17 protein-coding genes and 1 tRNA gene are annotated in these 18,278 nt (G+C 73.0%); 7 read left to right on the forward strand and 11 right to left on the reverse strand.

All coding sequences use genetic code 11. The features are described 5' to 3' along the window. Positions 1–109: 109 nt before the first annotated feature. The 5 genes from V1260_RS12145 (at position 110) to V1260_RS12165 (ending at position 3,424) form a co-directional block, all read left to right on the forward strand. The gene (locus V1260_RS12145; protein ID WP_329747079.1) at positions 110–1,129 is read left to right on the forward strand and encodes a LacI family DNA-binding transcriptional regulator; all 1,020 of its coding nucleotides are present in this window, start codon (positions 110–112) and stop codon (positions 1,127–1,129) included. Further along, on the forward strand, positions 1,126–1,812 hold the full coding sequence (locus V1260_RS12150; RefSeq protein WP_329747080.1) for a DUF1801 domain-containing protein: 687 nt from the start codon (positions 1,126–1,128) through the stop codon (positions 1,810–1,812). The genes V1260_RS12145 and V1260_RS12150 overlap by 4 nt, the downstream gene beginning before the upstream one ends. Positions 1,813–1,857: 45 nt before the next feature. Continuing rightward, positions 1,858–2,733, forward strand: a complete 876-nt coding sequence (locus tag V1260_RS12155) for an HAD-IIB family hydrolase (protein WP_329747081.1) — start codon at positions 1,858–1,860, stop codon at positions 2,731–2,733. Between the two features lie 19 nt (positions 2,734–2,752). Next, a complete protein-coding gene (locus tag V1260_RS12160) occupies positions 2,753–3,238 on the forward strand; it encodes a peroxiredoxin (RefSeq protein ID WP_329747082.1) in 486 nt (161 codons plus the stop codon). A 96-nt stretch (positions 3,239–3,334) separates the two neighbouring features. After that, positions 3,335–3,424: transfer RNA gene (locus V1260_RS12165), tRNA-Ser, on the forward strand. Positions 3,425–3,492: 68 nt separating this feature from the next. Here the strand turns inward: V1260_RS12165 and V1260_RS12170 are convergent. Then, positions 3,493–4,281, reverse strand: coding sequence for a GntR family transcriptional regulator (locus V1260_RS12170; RefSeq protein WP_329747083.1), 789 nt, complete (start codon positions 4,279–4,281; stop codon positions 3,493–3,495). A 190-nt stretch (positions 4,282–4,471) separates the two neighbouring features. On the opposite strand from V1260_RS12170, the gene ppc reads away from it, so the two are divergent. Further along, positions 4,472–7,309: a phosphoenolpyruvate carboxylase gene (gene ppc, locus V1260_RS12175; protein WP_329747084.1), complete on the forward strand. Its 2,838-nt coding sequence runs from the start codon at positions 4,472–4,474 to the stop codon at positions 7,307–7,309. Between the two features lie 123 nt (positions 7,310–7,432). On the opposite strand, the gene V1260_RS12180 is transcribed toward ppc, so the two are convergent. The 5 genes from V1260_RS12180 to V1260_RS12200 all read right to left on the reverse strand — a co-directional run bounded on the left by V1260_RS12180 (position 7,433) and on the right by V1260_RS12200 (position 11,842). Further along, on the reverse strand, positions 7,433–8,545 hold the full coding sequence (locus tag V1260_RS12180) for a DUF559 domain-containing protein (RefSeq protein WP_329747085.1): 1,113 nt from the start codon (positions 8,543–8,545) through the stop codon (positions 7,433–7,435). A 114-nt stretch (positions 8,546–8,659) separates the two neighbouring features. Beyond that, positions 8,660–9,676 (reverse strand): aldo/keto reductase, encoded by a 1,017-nt coding sequence (locus V1260_RS12185; protein WP_329747086.1) that lies wholly within the window; start codon positions 9,674–9,676, stop codon positions 8,660–8,662. A 48-nt stretch (positions 9,677–9,724) separates the two neighbouring features. Further along, a complete protein-coding gene (locus tag V1260_RS12190; RefSeq protein WP_329747087.1) occupies positions 9,725–10,252 on the reverse strand; it encodes a GNAT family N-acetyltransferase in 528 nt (175 codons plus the stop codon). Next, entirely contained in the window at positions 10,249–11,343 is a 1,095-nt protein-coding gene (locus V1260_RS12195; protein WP_329747088.1) for an App1 family protein, read from the reverse strand. The genes V1260_RS12190 and V1260_RS12195 overlap by 4 nt, the downstream gene beginning before the upstream one ends. A 13-nt stretch (positions 11,344–11,356) precedes the next feature. After that, on the reverse strand, positions 11,357–11,842 hold the full coding sequence (locus V1260_RS12200; RefSeq protein ID WP_329747089.1) for a GNAT family N-acetyltransferase: 486 nt from the start codon (positions 11,840–11,842) through the stop codon (positions 11,357–11,359). Positions 11,843–12,012: 170 nt separating this feature from the next. Between V1260_RS12200 and V1260_RS12205 the strand changes: the two genes are divergently transcribed. Beyond that, positions 12,013–12,525: an arsenate reductase/protein-tyrosine-phosphatase family protein gene (locus V1260_RS12205; protein ID WP_329747090.1), complete on the forward strand. Its 513-nt coding sequence runs from the start codon at positions 12,013–12,015 to the stop codon at positions 12,523–12,525. A 30-nt stretch (positions 12,526–12,555) separates the two neighbouring features. Here V1260_RS12205 and V1260_RS12210 read toward each other — a convergent pair whose 3' ends face one another. The 5 genes from V1260_RS12210 to V1260_RS12230 all read right to left on the reverse strand — a co-directional run bounded on the left by V1260_RS12210 (position 12,556) and on the right by V1260_RS12230 (position 18,073). Further along, a complete protein-coding gene (locus V1260_RS12210) occupies positions 12,556–13,668 on the reverse strand; it encodes a hypothetical protein (protein WP_329747091.1) in 1,113 nt (370 codons plus the stop codon). A gap of 217 nt (positions 13,669–13,885) precedes the next feature. Next, on the reverse strand, positions 13,886–15,523 hold the full coding sequence (pgm, locus tag V1260_RS12215; protein WP_329747252.1) for a phosphoglucomutase (alpha-D-glucose-1,6-bisphosphate-dependent): 1,638 nt from the start codon (positions 15,521–15,523) through the stop codon (positions 13,886–13,888). Positions 15,524–15,617: 94 nt separating this feature from the next. Beyond that, positions 15,618–16,364, reverse strand: a complete 747-nt coding sequence (locus V1260_RS12220; RefSeq protein WP_329747092.1) for a hypothetical protein — start codon at positions 16,362–16,364, stop codon at positions 15,618–15,620. Positions 16,365–16,435: 71 nt separating this feature from the next. Further along, entirely contained in the window at positions 16,436–17,452 is a 1,017-nt protein-coding gene (locus tag V1260_RS12225; protein ID WP_329747093.1) for an inorganic phosphate transporter, read from the reverse strand. Next, on the reverse strand, positions 17,453–18,073 hold the full coding sequence (locus tag V1260_RS12230; RefSeq protein ID WP_329747094.1) for a DUF47 domain-containing protein: 621 nt from the start codon (positions 18,071–18,073) through the stop codon (positions 17,453–17,455). It abuts the gene before it with no gap. Positions 18,074–18,278: the final 205 nt, after the last annotated feature.

Genomic DNA, 18,278 nt, shown 5'->3' on the forward strand with positions numbered 1-18,278 from the left:
TGGGAATTCGCTTGCCGGAAACGATTGCATATCTTCGGCCTGCATGGAAGAGTCGGCCCACGCCGGATTCGCACCGGGATCATGCAATTGTTGCAGTGGGGAGGTGGGCATGTCCGTGACCCTGCGGGACGTCGCCGAGCGCGCCGACGTCTCCGTCGCGACCTGCTCCCGCGCCTTCCAGCGCCCCGAGCTCGTCGGCGAGGCCACCCGCGAGCGGATCCTCGCCGCGGCGTCGGCCCTCGGCTACCGGCCCAACCGCAGCGCCCGCGCCCTCATCACCGGGCGCACGGGCGTGTACGGCGTGATCGTCCCCGACCTCGAGAACCCCTTCTTCGCCGCCGTCCTCAAGGGGGCGCAGGCGCGGGCTCACGAGCTCGGCACCCAGCTGCTGATCACCGACGCGGGGGAGGCCCCGGAGGGGGAGCTGCCCCTGGTGCGGACCCTCGCCGCCCAGGTCGACGGGATTGTCCTCTGCTCGAGCCGGATGGACGAGACGTCCCTGCGCGAGGCCGTCTCCCTCACCCCGCTGAGCCTGGTCAACCGCATCTCCCCGGACCTCTCGGGGGTCTACGCCGATCCGCTGCCCGGCATCCCCACCGCGCTCCGCCACCTGCGCCGCACCGGGCACACCCGCATCGGGTACGTCGGCGGCCCGCCCGCGAGCCGCTCCGACGCGGTGCGCCGCGAGGTGATCGCCGAGCAGTGCGCGGCCGCCGGGATGGACTGGACGGACATCGGCGCCTTCACCCCCGACGTCGACGGCGGCCGCCGCGGCGCCGAGGCGGTGCTGCTCAGCGACGTCACGGCGGTGCTCGTCTACAACGACCTCATGGCCCTGGCCCTGCTCGAGCGGCTCGCGGGCTTCGGGGTCGACGTCCCCGGGGAGCTCTCGGTCGTGGGCTGGGACGACATCCCCTTCTCCTCCCTGCTCCATCCCGGACTGTCCACGGTGCAGGTGCCCCGCTACGACATGGGCGTGACCGCCGTGGACCTGCTCCACGACGACGCGACGAGACCCCGGCGCGAGGATCCCGTGCGCACCCGCATCGGCCTGCCCACCACCTTCGTGCCCCGCGGCACGACTGGACGCGCCCGCGCGGTGGACCCCGCCGGTACCCTCACCCCATGACCGCCACCGACGCACCGCTCAGCACCCCGCTCGCCGAGCTCCCGGGCGTGGGCTCGCCCGCCCCCCGCGCCCTCGCCGAGCAGGGGCTCCGCACCCTCGGCGACCTGGCCGGCAAGGACTGGACGACCCTCGCCGCACTGCACGGCGTCGGCCCCGCCTCCGGCCGACGGATCCAGTCGGCGCTCGCCGCCCACGGGGAGAGCCTGCAGAACCCGCCCGCCCCGGACACCCGTGGGGCGAGCGTGACCGCGGGGAACACCGGCGTCGGTGCGAAGGACATCAAGACCCACGCCACCACGGTGACCCCCGAGGAGTACCTGGAGACCGTGACCGGGCGCCGCCACGAGGAGGGCCTCGTGCTGCTCGAGCTGTTCCGCGCGGCGACCGGCGGCGCCGAGGCCGTGATGTGGGGCCCGAGCATGATCGGCTTCGGCGAGGTCCACTACCGCTACGCGAGCGGACGCGAGGGCGACACCTTCCACCTCGGCTTCAGCCCCCGCTCCTCCGACCTCTCCCTCTACGGGCTCACCGGCACCCCGCGCGCCGAGGAGCTGCTCGCACGCCTGGGAAAGCACCGCCTCGGGAAGGCCTGTCTCTGGGTGAAGAAGCTCGAGGACGTCGACCAGGATGTGCTGCGGGAGATGGTCGAGCACGCCTGGGGGACCCCGCCTGAGGCCTGCTGACCCGGCTAGCATCGTCTCCGACCCCGCCCCCTCGGAGAGGACCCCATGATCACGAGCCCCGCGACCGCCGCCCGCCCCTGGGACGAGATCCCGGCCGGGGCCGCCGACCTCCGCCTGGTGGTCAGCGACATGGACGGCACGCTCCTCACCCCCGACGGCGAGCTGCCCGCGGGATTCTGGGAGCTGATGGGGACGCTGCGGGAGCGAGGCATCGCCTTCGTCCCCGCGAGCGGCCGCCAGCTCGCGACGCTCCAGGCCATGTTCGGCCCCGATCCGGCCAGCGGCCGCGAGGGCGTGCCCAGCTACATCGCGGAGAACGGCACCCTGGTCCTGCACCAGGGCGAGGTGGTCGAGACGACGCCGGTGGGGGAGGGGACCACCGCCGAGGTCATCGAGCTCGTGCGCGCCCTGAACGCCGACGGCGCCGGGCTGGGCCTGGTCCGCTGCGGGGTCGAGAGCGCCTACGTCGAGGCCGAGGACGAGCACTTCCTCACCGAGGCGCGCACCTACTACCACCGCCTCACCTCCGTCCCCGACCTCACCGCCGTCGAGGGGCCCACGCTCAAGCTCGCCGTCTTCGACGCGGTCGACGCCGAGGCGACCGCCCCCGCCTTCGACCGCTTCACCGTGAGCGAGCAGGTGGTCGTCTCCGGGCGGCACTGGATCGACGTCATGAGCCCGACGGTCGACAAGGGCCGCGGAGTCCGGGCCCTGCAGGCCGCGCTCGACGTGACCCCGGCCCAGACCGCCGTCTTCGGCGACTACCTCAACGACACCGGCCTGTACGCGACCGCCGACTGGTCCTTCGCGATGGCCGACGCCCACCCCGGCATCACCGAGCTCGCCCGCTACATCGCCCCCGGCAACGACGAGCGGGGCGTGCCGCGCGTGCTCGAGCACCTGCTCGGCCTCGGCCGCTGACCCCGCCCTCAGGAGAGACATGACCGAGAACGTGACGCTCGCCGTCGGCGACCCCGCCCCCGACTTCGACCTGCCCACCGCCGGCGGCGGCCGGGTGAGCCTCGCCGACCTCCGCGGCGCTCCCGCGCTGCTGTGGTTCTACCCCGCCGCGAACACCTCCCTGTGCACCCGGCAGGCCTGCGACCTGCGCGACCACCACGAGATGTTCGCCGATGCCGGCTACCGCGTCGTCGGCATCTCCCCGGATCCGGTGCCGGAGCTGGACCGCTTCGTGGCGGAGCAGGGCCTGCCCTACACGCTCGCCGGCGACGAGAGCCACGAGACCATGGCGGCCTACGGCGCCTGGGGCGAGAAGAACATGTACGGGAAGGTCGTCGAGGGCGTGATCCGCTCGACCTTCGCCGTCGACGCCGACGGGATCCTCACCCTGGTGAAGTACCGCGTCGGCACCCCCTCGCACATCGCGCTGCTGCAAAAGCGCCTCGGGCTCACGGCCGACGGGTGAGCGGCCGGGTGTGACGTGATCCGCCCGGGCTCGCTTTGGCGCACTCCGCGCCAGCCCGTATGCTGTATCGGCGTGCTGCGTGCGAGCGCAGCGCCAGGAGACGTGGCAGAGCGGCCGAATGCGCTCCCCTGCTAAGGGAGTAGGTGGTGATAAACCGCCTCGGAGGTTCAAATCCTCTCGTCTCCGCCGCAGCAGACAGCCCCCGGCAGGGTCCTCCCGCCGGGGGCTGTTCGCGTTCCAGGGCCGCCGGGTGCTCAGCCGTCCTCGGACAGCGGGGACCACTCCGGGCCCGTGCTCTCCCGCAGCTCCGGGTCGCGCAGCACCTCGGTGCCCTCGCCGGTCAGCAGGCGATGGGCGAGCTCCCGCAGGGAGAGACGCAGCAGCGCTCGGGCCCGCGAGTCGTCGCCCGCGGCGAGGGCCTCGAGCAGCTCGTCGTGCTTCTCGGGGAGATCGGCGCGGACCCCGAAGCCGAGCGGATCCGAGAAGGAGCCCATCCGGGTGAGGATCACGATCGTGCTCATGGCGGAGGCGAGGAAACGGTTCCGGGCGATCTCCGCGAGCTGCTGGTGGAGGTCCAGATCGGCGTTCCCCGCCTCGATGACCTCCTCGGCCGCGAGGGAGGCCGCGCTGCGGGCCGCGCACTCGCGGAGCGGCGCGAGCAGCTCGCGAACCCCGTCCTCGTCCCCGTCGGCCCGCAGCTGCGCGGCGCGATCGGCGACGATCGTGGCCGCCTGCATCTCGATGCCCAGGCGGTAGTCGATGAACTCCGACATCGTCTCGGGGTCCATGCGGGTGACGAACAGGCCGCGGCCCGGGAACTGGGTGAGCAGGCCGTCGCGCACCAGGCGCTGGCAGGCCTCGCGCAGCGAGGAGCGGGAGATGCCCATCTGCTTGGACACCTGCACCTCGGGGATCCCGTCACCGGGGCGGAGGTCGCCGTAGTAGATGGCGTTGCGCAGCTCCAGCTCGACCTGGTCGATGATCGAGGGCCGCCGCAGCGGCTGCATCATCGGCAGCTGGACCGTGTCGCGTCGCGGGGTCATCCGGTTCCTCCAACAGCTCGGGCGCGATGGCGCGGGGGCGACCTGCAGTATTCCACCGCTGCGTCCGCTCCGCGATCGGTGCGGGGTCCCGCGATCCGCCCCCTGTACCCTAGGCCCGTTCGTCCCGCGCCGACGCGGTCGCCCTTCGCTGTCGGCGGCCGTCGTTCGGCGCCGACTCCCAGGAGGCCCCGTGCCCGAATACGACGCCCTCGTCGTGCCGACGCTGACCAGCGAGTTCCCCGTCGTCGGCGACGATCCCCATATCGACGCCCCGCTCCGTGCGAGCGTGCGCCGGCTGTCCACCCTGCTGGGCCGCACGCTCGCGGACCAGCACGGCCCCGAGCTGCTCGAGCTCGTGGAGCAGGTGCGCCAGCTGACCAAGTCCGCGAAGTCCGAGGACACCACCGCGAGCGCCCGCGACGTGCAGGCCCGCCTCGCGGAGCTGCCCCTCGAGCAGGCCACCGCCCTCACCCGCGCCTTCACCCAGTACTTCCTGCTGGCCAATGCGGCCGAGCAGGTCTACCGGGTGCGCGCGCTGCAGGAGCGGCCCGCCGCCGAGTCGTGGGTGCCGCGCGCCGTCGAGGGCGTCGTGGAGAAGGTCGGGGCCGACGGGCTGCAGAAGGCCGTCGACTCCCTCGACGTGCGCCTCGTGTTCACGGCGCACCCCACCGAGGCCAGCCGCCGCGCCGTGCTGACCAAGCTGCGCCGCATCTCCGACCTCCTCGCCACCGAGACCGAGGAGGGGACGGTCGAGCGCCGCCGCCAGGACCACCTGCTGTCCGAGGCGATCGAGGCGCTGTGGCTGACCGACGAGCTGCGGCGCACCCGCCCCACCCCGCAGGACGAGGCGCGCAACGCTCTCTACTACCTGCGCCAGCTCTACCTGCACACGATGCCCGGCTTCCTCGACGACCTGCGCGAGGAGCTGCGGGCCAAGGGCGCCGACCTCACCGAGCGCCAGGTGCCGCTGCGCTTCGGCTCGTGGATCGGCGGCGACCGCGACGGCAACCCCTTCGTCACCGCCGAGGTGACGCGCGAGGTGCTGCAGCTGCAGTCCGAGGCCGCGATCGACATCGCCATCGAGATGGTCGGGGAGCTGATCGCGGACCTGTCGATCTCCAGCGCCCTGGCCGGCGAGGACGCGGAGCTGCGCGGGTCCATCGCCGCGGACCTCGCTTTCGAGTCCGAGGTCGACGAGACCCAGCAGGAGCTCTTCGACCAGGAGCCCTACCGCCTCAAGCTCGGCACCATGCGCGCCAAGCTCCGCGCCACCCGGGATCGGGTACGCAGCGGCGAGGCGCACGTGCCCGGGCAGGACTACCGCGACGGCGAGGAACTGCTCGGCGACTTCGACGTGCTGCGCGAGTCGCTGCGCCGCCACGGCGCTCATCGGGTCGCCGACGGGGCTGTCGCCATCGCCCAGCAGGTGCTCGCCGGCTCCGGGCTGAACCTCGCGACGCTCGACATCCGCGAGCATTCCGAGAAGCACCACCACGTGCTCGCCCGGCTCTTCGACCGCGTCGGCGAGCTGGACCGCCCCTACGACGAGCTCAGCCGCGCGGAGCGCACCGAGGTGCTCGGCGCCGAGCTGGCGAGCCGTCGGCCGCTGGTCGGCACCTCGATCAGCGAGGACCCCTCGCTCCTCGACGACGCCACCCGCACCACCTATCGGGTGTTCGGCGAGATCCGCGATGCCCACCGCCGGTACGGCCGCAGCGCCATCGAGACGTACATCATCTCGATGACCCACGGCGCCGACGACGTCCTCGCCGCCGCGCTCCTCGCCCGCGAGGCGGGCCTGGTCACCCTCGCCGGCGGTCCCGGCGCGGAGGAGAACCGGGCCGACATCGGCTTCGTCCCGCTGCTCGAGGAAGTCGCCGAGCTGCGCCACGCCGACGAGATCCTCGAGGCGCTGTTCGCCGACCCCTCCTACCGGGAGATCGTGCGCCTGCGCGGCAACCGCCAGGAGGTCATGCTCGGCTACTCCGACGGCAACAAGGACGCCGGTGTCATCACCAGCCAGTGGGAGATCCACCAGGGCCAGCGTCGGCTGCGCGACGTCGCGGCCCGCCACGGCGTGACCCTGCGGCTGTTCCACGGCCGCGGCGGCTCCGTGGGACGCGGCGGCGGCCCCACCTACGATGCGATCCTCGCGCAGCCCTACGGCGTGCTCGAGGGCGAGATCAAGTTCACCGAGCAGGGCGAGGTCATCTCCGACAAGTACATGCTCCCCACGCTCGCGCGGGAGAACCTGGACCTGTCGCTCTCGGCCGTCATCGAGGGCTCCGCGCTGCACACCGCGCCGCGCACCAGCCCCGAGCAGCTCGAGCGCTTCGGCGGCGTGATGGAGAAGGTCTCGGACGCGGCCTTCGCCCGCTACCGCACCCTCGCGGACGATCCCGACCTGCCCGAGTACTTCGTGACCTCGACCCCCGTCGAGCAGCTCGGCGACCTCAACATCGGTTCGCGGCCCTCGAAGCGCGCCACCTCGGACAAGGGCCTCGACGGCCTGCGCGCCATCCCGTGGGTGTTCGGCTGGACCCAGTCGCGCCAGATCGTGCCCGGCTGGTTCGGGGCGGGCTCCGGCCTGAAGGCCGCGCGCGAGGCCGGCCTCGAGCCGGACCTCCACGAGATGCTCAAGCACTGGCACTTCTTCCGCAGCCTCATCAGCAACGTGGAGATGCAGCTGGCGAAGACCGACCTGCAGATCGCCGCGCACTACGTGCACTCCCTCGTGCCCGAGCGACTGTGGCCGCTGTTCGACCGCATCAAGGAGGAGTACGAGCTCTCGGTCGCGGAGATCGAGCGGCTCACGGGCGTGCTCGAGCTGCTCGACGGGCAGCCGGTCCTCAAGCGCACCCTCGCCGTGCGCGACCGCTACCTCGACCCGATCTCCTACATGCAGGTCGCGATGCTGCAGCGCGTGCGCGCCGCCGCGGCGGCCGGCGAGGAGCCCGACCCCGAGCTGCAGCGGGCCCTGCTCACCACCATCAACGGCGTGGCCGCCGGCCTCAAGAACACCGGCTGAGCCGCCACCCCGCCCGTAGCCCCGCCCCGGGCACCCGCCACGCCACCCCGCCCCACCCCGGTCCGGCTCGGTTACCGGCGGGTAGCGGTACCTGAGGGAGCATGTTCAGCGGAACATGCTCCCTCAGGCGCCGTAACGCATCCGGCCCGCCCCGGGCGGGTCCGTCGGGGGACGCGACGTCCGACCGAGTTCCCGGCCGGGGCGGCCCGACCAGCGGCTCTCGGGTGGGGCGTCCAGCCCCCGGGACACGAAGGCGCGGCGGAGCGTCGACAGGAAGCGGCCGGGCGCCGCGATGTCGTCGGCGTTGAGGAAGGGCAGCGTCCACCCGAGGGAGACGAGGGACTCCCGCCGGGCGTGATCCGCCCGCCACTGCGAGATGCCGCGACGGTCCTTGTCGTGGCCGCGCCGGTGGTAGTCGCCGTCGTACTCCGCCCCGATCAGCGCCCCTTCCCAGGCGAGGTCGAGGCGGCGCATCGCGCCGTTGTCCGGATCGAGCACGGGGAGGTTCGGCACGGGCTCGGGGAAGCCGGCGCGCATCACCAGCAGCCGCGCCCGGGTCTCGCCCGGTGACTCCACCCCGGGGCGAGCATCGCGCAGTGCCGCGCGCACGGCGGGGATGCCATGGGCTCCGCGGCACTCGTCCAGACGCTCCTCGATCCGTGCCACGTCGAGCCCCCGGTAGCGGCTGCGCGGGCCGAGGAGGTGGTCCAGGGCAATGACCAGGTCATTGTGCGGCAGGACGGACGCGAGCTCGACCAGGCACACCACCGGATGCGAGACCCGCAGGCCGCGGACGGTGATGGTCCGAGCGGGCGGCATGCGGTGCACCGTCACGAACTCGCCGGCCTGACGCCGAGAGTCCCCGGGAACGCGGCAGTGGATCGGCGGTGGCGGGGACGGCGACTCCGCTTCCGGGAGTCTGCTCGGTACCGGGGCCGGGAGGCGACCCGTCGCATCCGGCTCACCCAGTCGGCACACGCCGCCGTCGAGCCACCACGGCATGGGGATCCCGCGCAGGAGTGCCGCGGTCGAGTGACTCGCGACCGCGTCCGGCAGGATCTCCCGCTGCAGCACCGCGAGGATGCGATCGAGGCTGGCGGGGTCCGCGGCGGGCGTGTGGAAGCCGGTGAGCGGGCTCTGCAGCTCCGGCCCGCGCAGCCGCCGCGCGGAGACCCCGAGCTCGACCCACTGCGCGCGGGGGAGGAGGACTCGGGGCGGGAGGGGAGTGGCGCGCATGCTGCCAGGCGTTACGGCGCCTGAGGGAGCATATTCGGGCGATCATGCTCCCTCAGACGCCGCTACCAATGAGTAACCCCGAAAAGCGGGCGAGGGGCGGCGCAAGCCCGGCCGTCAGCGTCCGGTGCCGTCGACGGCGAACTCGTCGATGCGGGCCAGCTCCTCCGAGGTGAAGGAGGGGTTGTCGAGCGTCTGGATGTTCTGCTCGAGCTGATGCACCGAGGAGGCGCCCACGAGGGCGGTCGCGACCTGCGGGTGGCGCAGGGCCCAGGCAAGGGCGAGCTGGGCGAGGCTCTGCCCGCGCTGGTGCGCGATCTCGGAGAGGCCCCGCACACGCGCCTGGTAATCGGGGTCCTTGACCTGGCGCTCGCTGAGGGAGCCGGAGGAGCCGCCGGCCCGCGATCCCTTCGGCACCCCGGACATGTAGCGGTTGGTGAGCAGGCCCTGCTGCAGCGGCGAGAACACTGCGAGCCCCACACCCAGATCCGCGACCGTCTCGAGCAGGCCGTTCTCCACGTGCCGGTTGAACATCGAGTAGGAGGGCTGGTGGAGGAGCAGCGGGGTCCCCATCTCGCCGAGCAGCCGGGCGGCCTCCCGGGTCCGCTCGGGGGAGTAGTTGGAGACACCCACGTACAGCGCGCGCCCGCTCACCACGGCCTGGTGGAGCGCCCCCATCGTCTCCTCGAGCGGGGTCTCCGGGTCCTCGCGGTGGTGGTAGAAGACGTCCACGTAGTCCAGCCCCATCCGCTCGAGGGACTGGTCGAGCGAGCTCAGCAGGTACTTGCGCGAGCCGCCGTCCCCGTAGGGACCCTCCCACATGCGGTAGCCCGCCTTCGTGGAGACGATCAGCTCGTCCCGATGCCGGGCGAAGTCCTGGGCGAGGATGCGCCCGACATGGGTCTCGGCGCTGCCCGGCGGCGGGCCGTAGTTGTTGGCGAGGTCCAGGTGGGTGACGCCGAGGTCGACGGCGCGGCGCACGATGTCGCGGAGGGTGCGCGGATCGCGGTCCTCGCCGAAGTTCTGCCACAGGCCGAGGGAGATCGGGGACAGGCGCAGGCCGGAGCGGCCCGCGCGACGATAGGGGGTGTGCTCGTGCCGGTACTGGGCGGGGACGTAGGCCTCGTTGCTCATGCGTCCAGCATAGGGGGCCATCGCAGGTCAGCGCGGGACTGCCGTCCGTCAGGGGAGCGGGCGGACCATCACGCGCATGCCCAGTCCGGGCACCTTGAGGTCCGCGGCGTTCCCCGCGAAAGGCACCGGGCGGCCGACGTCGGCGAAGCCGCAGCGCGCGTACCAGGCGGCGAGCTCCGGCCGGGAGTCCAGGACGCGCAGGTCCAGGATCTCCAGCCCCTGCGCCGCCCGACGGCGGGCCTGCTCCTCGAGCAGCGCCCGGCCGATCCCGCCGCCCTGGACGTCGGGGGCCACGGCGAAGAGCCCCAGCTCCGCGCCCCGCCCGTCCTCGTGCAGGGCGGTGTAGCAGCAGCCCACCACGGCGCTGTCGCGCTCCGCGACCAGCAGCAGATGGGCCTGGTCGGTGATCGCCTCGCGGATCTCGTCGGCGTCGGCGCGGGCCCCGGCGACCAGATGCGCCTCGGTCGTCCAGCCGCCCTCGGCGCGGTAGGCGCGGTGCACGATGTCGAGAAGGATCCCGAGGTCCGCCGGGCCCGCCTCGCGCAGGGTCACCGCGCCGTGACGCGTCGCCGTCACAGGACGCCCGCCGTCCGCAGCCCCTCGAGCAGGCCGTGCCCGTCGGGCGCCTGCACGTCGGCCGGGGAGTCCGTGTCGTGGGAGCGGGCCGCGAGCGGACGCAGGGTGCCGTGGGCGAGCAGCTGCTCGGACTCGGTGAGCTGGCGGATGACGATCGCCTCGACCCTGTCCGGGTGGTCCGCGGCGAACTGCGCGTAGATCGACGGGTCGTGCTGGCCGTCATCGCCGATGAGCAGCCAGCGCACGCCGGGGAAGGTCTCCGCGAGCTGGGCGAGGGAGCGCTGCTTGTGCTCCGGGCCGGAGCGGAAGAAGCCGGTGTTGGTGGGCCCCCAGTCGGTCAGCAGCAGCGGGCCGTCGGGGTAGCCGTTCTTGTAGAGGAAGCGCTTGAGCACCGGGAAGACGTTCCAGGCGCCCGTCGACAGATAGACCACGGGCAGCGCCGGATAGCGGTGGGCGAGCCGCTGGTACAGCATCGGCATCCCCGGGACCACCTGGCGGGAGGACTGGTGCACCACGAAGGCGTTCCAGAAGGCGAGCAGCGGACGCGGCAGCCAGGTCACCATGACGGTGTCGTCGATGTCGCTGACCAGCCCCACCTGCGCGTCGGAGGGGAAGACCGTCACCTCGGCGGTGACCTCGTTGCCGGGGACGGTCCACAGCACCGCCTGGTGGCTGCCGGGCTCGAGGCCCACCTCGAGGCGGGCGTCGACGATCCCGGACCGGTCCGCCCGCACCGACACCTCGTGGTCGCCCAGGCGGATGTGCACCGTCCGATGCGGCGCGACCTGCCCCGCGAAGTTCCGCCAGCCCCGCACCGCCATCGTGCGCATGTCGTGCACGGGCTTGTCGTGGAAGTCGGCGGGGGTGCCGGGGGAGGCGTACAGCACCTTCGCGAGGACCCGCACTTGCTCGGTCGAGCCGTAGCCGTGGAAGGGCTGCAGGCGCAGGTCCCAGCCGAGCCGGCGCAGCGCGGTGCCGACGGTGACGTTCTTGATGTCCTCGAGCCGGGACGCCCAGTGCGGTCGATCGGAGGCGCCGCGCGCCGACAGGGCGCGCAGCAGCGCCCGGGGGGCGGGCGTGCGGGAGGTCACGGGCGCGGGCCGGTCAGAGGCCGCGTGCCATCTTCAGCCAGGCGCCGTCCGCGTCGTCCTCGCGGATCTCCCAGCGGTCGCCGGTGTCCTGGAAGCCGAGGGAGGTGTAGAGCGACTGCGCGACGGTGTTGGTCGGGCCGACGTACAGCGTCACCGTGTCGGCGCCGTCCTCCTTGGCCCAGCTGAACACGGCCTCGGCGAGGCGCTGCGCGAGGCCGCTCTTGCGGGAGCTCGGCGTGACCCACATGGCCTGCAGCTCGCGCTCGTTCTCAGGGGAGTCGCCCTCGTGGCGCACGGCCACGACCGCGAGTGGCTGCCCGTCGTCGACCGCAAGGAACCAGGCGGCGTCCTGCACGCGCTGGCGCCACACCGAGTCGTCGTAGGTCGATTCCTTCTCCCAGCTCTGTCCGAAGGCGGCGGGATCGGTGCTGAGCGAGCGGAGACGGATCTCGCGCACGAGCGACCAGTCGTCCTCCTGGGCGCGGATGATGTCGGCCATGGCTGTCCTCCTGAGCCGTCCTGGGATCGTCACGGGCGAGTGCCCTGGTGTTCATGCCGCGGCGCGTACGCCTCCGCGGCGCGACGGCGCCGGGTGCACGTTCCCCAGCATTGTAGGGGGCATCACGATTCGGTGCTCGCCACGTCCCGGCGCTTGACACAATGGTGCGCATGTCGAAGCTGCGAGTCCTCACCGTGTGCACCGGGAACGTGTGCCGCTCCCCGGCCGCGGCGGTCATGCTGCGCCAGGCGATCGCGGAGGCAGGTCTCGCGGACCGGGTCGAGATCGGCTCGGCGGGCACCAGCTGGGAGGCCGAGGGGATGCCGATGGACGAGCGCACCGAGCTCGCCCTCGAGCGCGCCGGCTACGCGCGGCCCTTCGAGCACACGGCCAGCACCATCCACCTGCACGAGCTGCTCTGCTGGGACCTGGTGCTGCCGATGACGGCGGAGCACGCGCAGACGCTGCGGCGCATGGCCGAGCAGGCGCCGAGGGAAGGGGCCGCGCCCGAGATCGTGATGTGGCGACGCTTCGACCCGAAGGCCCCGGAGGGCGCCCCCGAGACGGAGATCGCGGTGGAGGACCCCTGGTACGAGGGGCAGGCCGCCTTCGACCGCACGATCCGGCACATGCGGCGCAGTCTGCCGGGCATCATCGAGCATCTGCGGGAGCGGCTCGGCTGAGGGGCGGGCCGGGGCCGGGAGGGGCGGGCGTCAGCCTTCGCGGCCGCGCGAGCGCAGGCTCGAGACCTGCCGGCCACGCCAGGTGGCGCCGATGAAGCCGGCGGCGGTGAGGAAGCCGATGCCCAGCGCGGCGATCAGCACCTGCCGCAGGCGGCCGAAGGGCGAGTCGGAGTTCTCGGTGAACGCGCCCAGCAGCTGCACGATCGGTCCACCGCCCTGACCGGTGGAGGCCGACGCCGGGGCCGGGGAGGCGGGATCCTCGTCCTGCACCACGACGATCTCCTCGGACTCCTCCGAGGAGCTCTCCGTGCTCGCCGCTGAGGCGCTCCCGGGGGTGCTCGAGGGCTCCTCGACGGGGGGCTCGGGGGACCGCTCCTCCGTGTCCGGGGTGTCGTCCGGCTGCTCCACGGTGCGGGGGGCGTCGGTCTCCGGCTCCTCCTCGGTCTCCGGGGCGGGGGCGGGCTGCAGCTCGGCGTCCGGGTCGGACGTCTCCGGCTGCTCCGTCTCCGGATCGGTCTCCGGGGTGGTCGGCGTGGGCTCCTCCGTCGGCGTCGCCGTGGGCTCCTCGGTGGGAGTGGTGGTGTCCGGGGGCGTGCTCGTGGGTGTCCCCGTCGGATCCTCGGTCGGCTCCTCGGTGGTCGGCTCCTCAGGGGCCGACGACTCCTCGGTCTCCTCCTCGTCGGTGGAGGGATCCGGGACGATCGTCTGGGGCGGGGCGGGGCTGCTCGGGGCCGACGGGGTGAGCTCCTCGTCCGTCGTCGGCGACGTGGTGTCGGGCAGCAGCGTCGGGTCCGGCGACGCTGTCGCCGTGTCCTCCGTCGGCTCCGGCTCCGTCGGCTCGGGGGACTCGGTCGCCGTGTCCTCCGTCGGCTCGGGGGACTCGGTCGCCGTGTCCTCCGTCGGCTCCGTCGGCTCCGTCGGCTCCTCGACGTCGGGCTCGGTCACGACCGCATCGGCGCAGTGGGCGGCGTCGCCCGCGCGTACGGCCTCCGGCGGGGGGACGGAACCGTCGTCGCAGGCGGCCGAGTTCGCGGGGCGATCGGGTCCGGAGCCCGGATCGGCGAGGCCCGGAGCGGCCGCGGCGGGCACGGCGAGGACCAGGGCGGCGGATCCGGCGCACAGGCGCGCGCGAAGTCCCTGCATGGTGGATCCCCCCTTCCCTGATCGCAGATCCGAGCTGCGTGCGGCGATGTCCCGGTGGGTCCGACGGAGCATATTACCGTACGGATCCTTTACCTCCGGTAAGCATCGTCCCCAGGAATCCCTGGGGGCGCAACCCCGATGTGGACGCCGACACCCCGGTGTGAGGGAAGAGATCTTGACGCCCCCTTGACCGATCCTTGACGGAAGGTGGTGCGTGTCACTCGGCGAGGACGCCGTCGACCAGCTCCTTCGCCGACTCCAGCACCTGGGCGACATGCTCCTCGCCGCGGAAGGACTCGGCGTAGATCTTGTAGATGTCCTCGGTGCCGGAGGGCCGGGCCGCGAACCAGGCCGACTCGGTGGAGACCTTGAGCCCGCCGATCGCCCCGCCCGCGGGAGCCTCGGTGATCGCCGAGGTGATCGACTCGCCCGCGAGCTCGGTCGCGGTGACCTGCTCGGGGCTGAGGGCGGCGAGCTTCGCCTTCTGGGCGCGGTCCGCGGGGGCGTCGATCCGGGAGTAGGCGCTCGCGCCGAAGCGCTCGACCAGCTCGCCGTGGAGCACGCTCGGGGAGCGGCCGGTGACCGCGAGCATCTCCGAGGCGAGCAGGGCGAGGATGATGCCGTCCTTGTCGGTCGTCCACACCGAGCCGTCGCGGCGCAGGAAGGACGCGCCCGCGCTCTCCTCCCCGCCGAAGCCGACCGAGGAGTCGATCAGGCCCGGGACGAACCACTTGAAGCCGACCGGCACCTCGAAGAGCTCCCGGCCGAGCGACGCGGCGACCCGGTCGATCAGTCGGGAGGAGACCAGGGTCTTGCCGACCTTCGCGGCGGCGGGCCACTCGGGGCGGTTGCCGAAGAGGTAGTGGATCGCGGTCGCCAGGTAGTGGTTGGGGTTCATCAGCCCGGCGTCCGGGGTGACGATGCCGTGGCGGTCCGCGTCCGCGTCGTTGCCGGTCGCCACGTCGTACTGATCGCGCTTCTCGAGCAGCGAGGCCATCGCCCACGGGCTCGAGCAGTCCATGCGGATCTTGCCGTCCCGGTCCAGGGTCATGAAGGACCACTGGGGGTCGACCTCGGGGTTCACGACGGTGAGGTCGAGGTCGTGCATCTCGCTGATCTCGGCCCAGTAGTCCACGGCCGCCCCGCCCAGCGGGTCCGCGCCGATCCGCACGCCCGCGCGACGGATGGCGTCGAGGTCCACGACCGAGGGCAGGTCCTCGACATAGGTGTGCAGGAAGTCGTAGCGGCCCGCCTCCTGGAGCGCCTTCTGCCGCCCCGCCCGTCGGACCTCGCGCAGACCGCCGCGCAGCAGCGCGTTGGCGCGATCGGCGATCCAGCCCGTCGCGTCGGACCCCGCGGGGCCGCCGTGGGGCGGGTTGTACTTGAAGCCGCCGTCGCGAGGCGGGTTGTGGCTGGGGGTGACGACGATGCCGTCGGCCCGGCCCGGATCCTCCGCCGCCCGCCCGCGGTTGTGCACCAGGATCGCGTGCGAGACCGCGGGGGTGGGGGTGTAGCCGTCGCGGGCGTCGACGAGGACGGGGACCTCGTTGCCCGCGAGGACCTCGAGCGCCGTGTCGAAGGCCGGTCGGGAGAGGGCGTGGGTGTCGCGGCCGACGAACAGGGGGCCGCGGATGCCCTGCGCTGCGCGGTACTCCACGATCGCCTGCGTGGTCGCGGCGATGTGGTCCTCGGTGAACCGGGTGTCGAGGGAGGAGCCGCGGTGCCCGGAGGTCCCGAAGGACACCGCCTGGTCCGGGTCGTCCGCATCGGGGTGGCGATCGTAGTAGGCGTCGAGCAGGGCGTCGACGTCGACGAGATCCTCGGGAAGAGCCTTCTGTCCGGCGCGGGGGTGCATCATCACCACTCCATCCTCATTGGGGGTCGCAGCGCCACTGTAGGTCAGGAGCGGGGATCGCGACGCCGAGGGCCCGGAGGGCGGGACGCGCCGTTCAGCTGCGGCGGCTGCGCACCAGCAGGACGATGCCGACGATGGTCAGCACCAGCCCGACGAGGCCCGCGACGACCCCGATGATCGGGCCCACGAGCATCGGTACCGCGACGCCGAAGACGCCGATGGGGCCGAGGTAGACGGCGCCCTCCGTGCCCGTGCAGCTGAGGGTCGCGGTGGTCTCCTCGACCGCGACCACGCCGAAGCGCTGCTCGTAGACGGTCCCGTCGGCGAGCTGGACCTCGCCCGAGGACGGGGCCTGCGAGATCGCGCCCGGGGTCGCGGACTCGGCCGTGCACTCCGCCGTCGCGACATCCGCCGCGGGCACGTAGACCATCACCATCTGGCCCGAGCCGAGCTCGACGTCGGTGCCGGAGGCCTCGATCGGGATCGGCTGGCCGCCGATGTCGTCGACCACGGCGCCGACGCCCCAGAGCAGCCCGCCGATCGTCGCGATCGGGGCGACCACCACGAGCAGCACCAGCCCGATGATCAACGGCCACAGTCCGCGGCGACGGCGCGGGGCACCGGGTGCGGACGGGCCCGGCGCGGAGGCGGGCAGCGGGCCGGTCACCGGTCCGACGGCCGGGGTCCACCCGTCGGGGGCAGCGGGACCGGGGGTGCCGGAGGGCGCGGAGGCCGAGTGGAAGGACGGCGCGGAGGCCGACGGGCCGGGCTGCGCGGGGCCGGGCAGGCCGTAGGACGGCCGCCGGCGATCGTTCGGCGGCGTGGACTCGGCGTCGGACATCGGGCCTCCTTCGGGCAACGGGCGCGACCAGCCTACCGGCCGTCCCTGCAGGCCGCGCTCAGGCCGGGAGCTCAGACCAGGGGCAGCTCGCGCAGGACCGCGGCGATCGATCCTGCGATCACCGCCGTCGCGATCGGGGTCACCACCCAGATGCCCACCATGGTCCGGGCGACGTTCCAGCGCACCTGCCGCGGCCCCATCGCCACGCCGGCCCCGATCACGCTCGAGGCGAGGCTGTGCGAGGAGGACATGGGGAACTCGAGCCCGATCGCACCGAGCCCCATCAGCCCTGCCGAGGTGGACTCTGCGGCGAGCCCCTGGGAGGCGGAGAGGTCCGTGAGGCGACGGCCGATGGTGCGGATGATCCGGTGCCCGCCCATGAAGGTCCCCGCCGCCATCGCGAGGGCGATCGGCAGCATCAGCGCGAGCGAGGCGCCCGTCGGCAGACCGAGGGGGATCACGACGATCGCGACGACGGCGAGCGGGATGCGCGAGTCGGCGATGCCGTGCCCGGTCGCGACGAGCCCCGCCGTCACGGTCTGCGCGAAGCGCACGTGGTCGATCCGGACCCGCTGGGTGCGGATCAGGGCGAGCAGGGCCTGCATCACCGCGTAGGAGATCCCGATCGCCAGCAGCGGCCCCACCACGGAGATCGCGAGGATCCCCGCGAACCGCCCCCAGGGGGCGGACGACCCGGCGATGAGCGAGACCCCGAGCACCCCGCCGAAGAACGAGTGCCAGGTGGAGGAGGGCATGCCCATCCACCAGGTGAGGATCTCCCAGGCGAGGGTCGCCGTGATGATCGCCAGCAGGCAGAGGGCGAGCACGTCCGGGGCGTCCACCAGCTGCGCGGCGAGCGGCTCGAGGCCGAGCAGGTGCAGCGCCCAGGGCAGCGACAGGCCGATCATCACCATGCCCAGCAGGGCGCCCAGCAGGTTGAGGATCGCGGCCATGCCGAGCGCGGTGGACTCCCGCAGCGAGCGGGTGGTGATCGCGGTGGAGACGGCGTTCGAGGCGTCGTGGAAGCCGTTGTAGTAGGCCATCACGAGAGCCATCAGCACCACCAGGCTCAACAGGAGGGGGCTCACTCAGGAATCCTTCACGCGCAACAGGTCGACGATGCGCGCCGTCTGCTCCTGCAGCTCGAGGGTGCGCCGGACGGAGTGGGCGACGTCGTGGAGGGGGAGCACCTCGCCCACCGCGCCGCCGCGCCGGTACAGCTCCGCGAGGGCCTGGCGCACGAGGCGATCGCCCTGGCGCTTGAGCTTGCGGGTCTGCGGATAGTAGTCGCCCATCTCGCTCATCGCGCTCAGCTTCCACGAGGCGGAGACGGTCAGCTCGGCCGCCCGCTCGATGCCGGTGGCGGCTTCCAGCAGCGGCGTGGGGAGGGTGCCGACGCGGGTCCCGGCGAGCAGCTCGCCGGTGTGCTCCATCGCGTCGAGGGTGTCGGCCATGGTGAGCGCGAGGTCGTACAGCAGCTCGGCCTCATAGGGGGTGACCAGGGATTCCGCGAGGCGCTGGGCGATGCGCCGGGTGAGCTCCTCGGCGCGCGTGGACTGGTCGTGCAGGCGCGGCGCGATGCGCACGCGATCGCGGTGCCCCTGGCCGATGAGCTTCGAGTGGGTGTCCGCGGACTGGACCAGCAGCTCGGCCAGCTCGCCGAAAAGGTCGTACATCGGGCGCTCGATCCGCCGCGCGAAGAACGCCACCGATCCTCGTCCCTCCTCGCGCCCGTGGCGCTCTCACGGCCCTGACGGGCGGTCCTGACGGATGGTGAAGCTGAGGCGCCGGACCGGGATGCGCCTGTCGGCGCGAAGGCCGCTCGAAGCGGCAAATGTTGGAGCCCGGGGCAACCGCGGCCCGGCGCCCGGCCATCGTAGGGCACGTGGGCCCCCGGCGCAGGGTCGCAGGTCG

The organism is Brachybacterium sp. J144 (assembly GCF_036321705.1).
In the GTDB taxonomy this organism is placed as follows: domain Bacteria; phylum Actinomycetota; class Actinomycetes; order Actinomycetales; family Dermabacteraceae; genus Brachybacterium.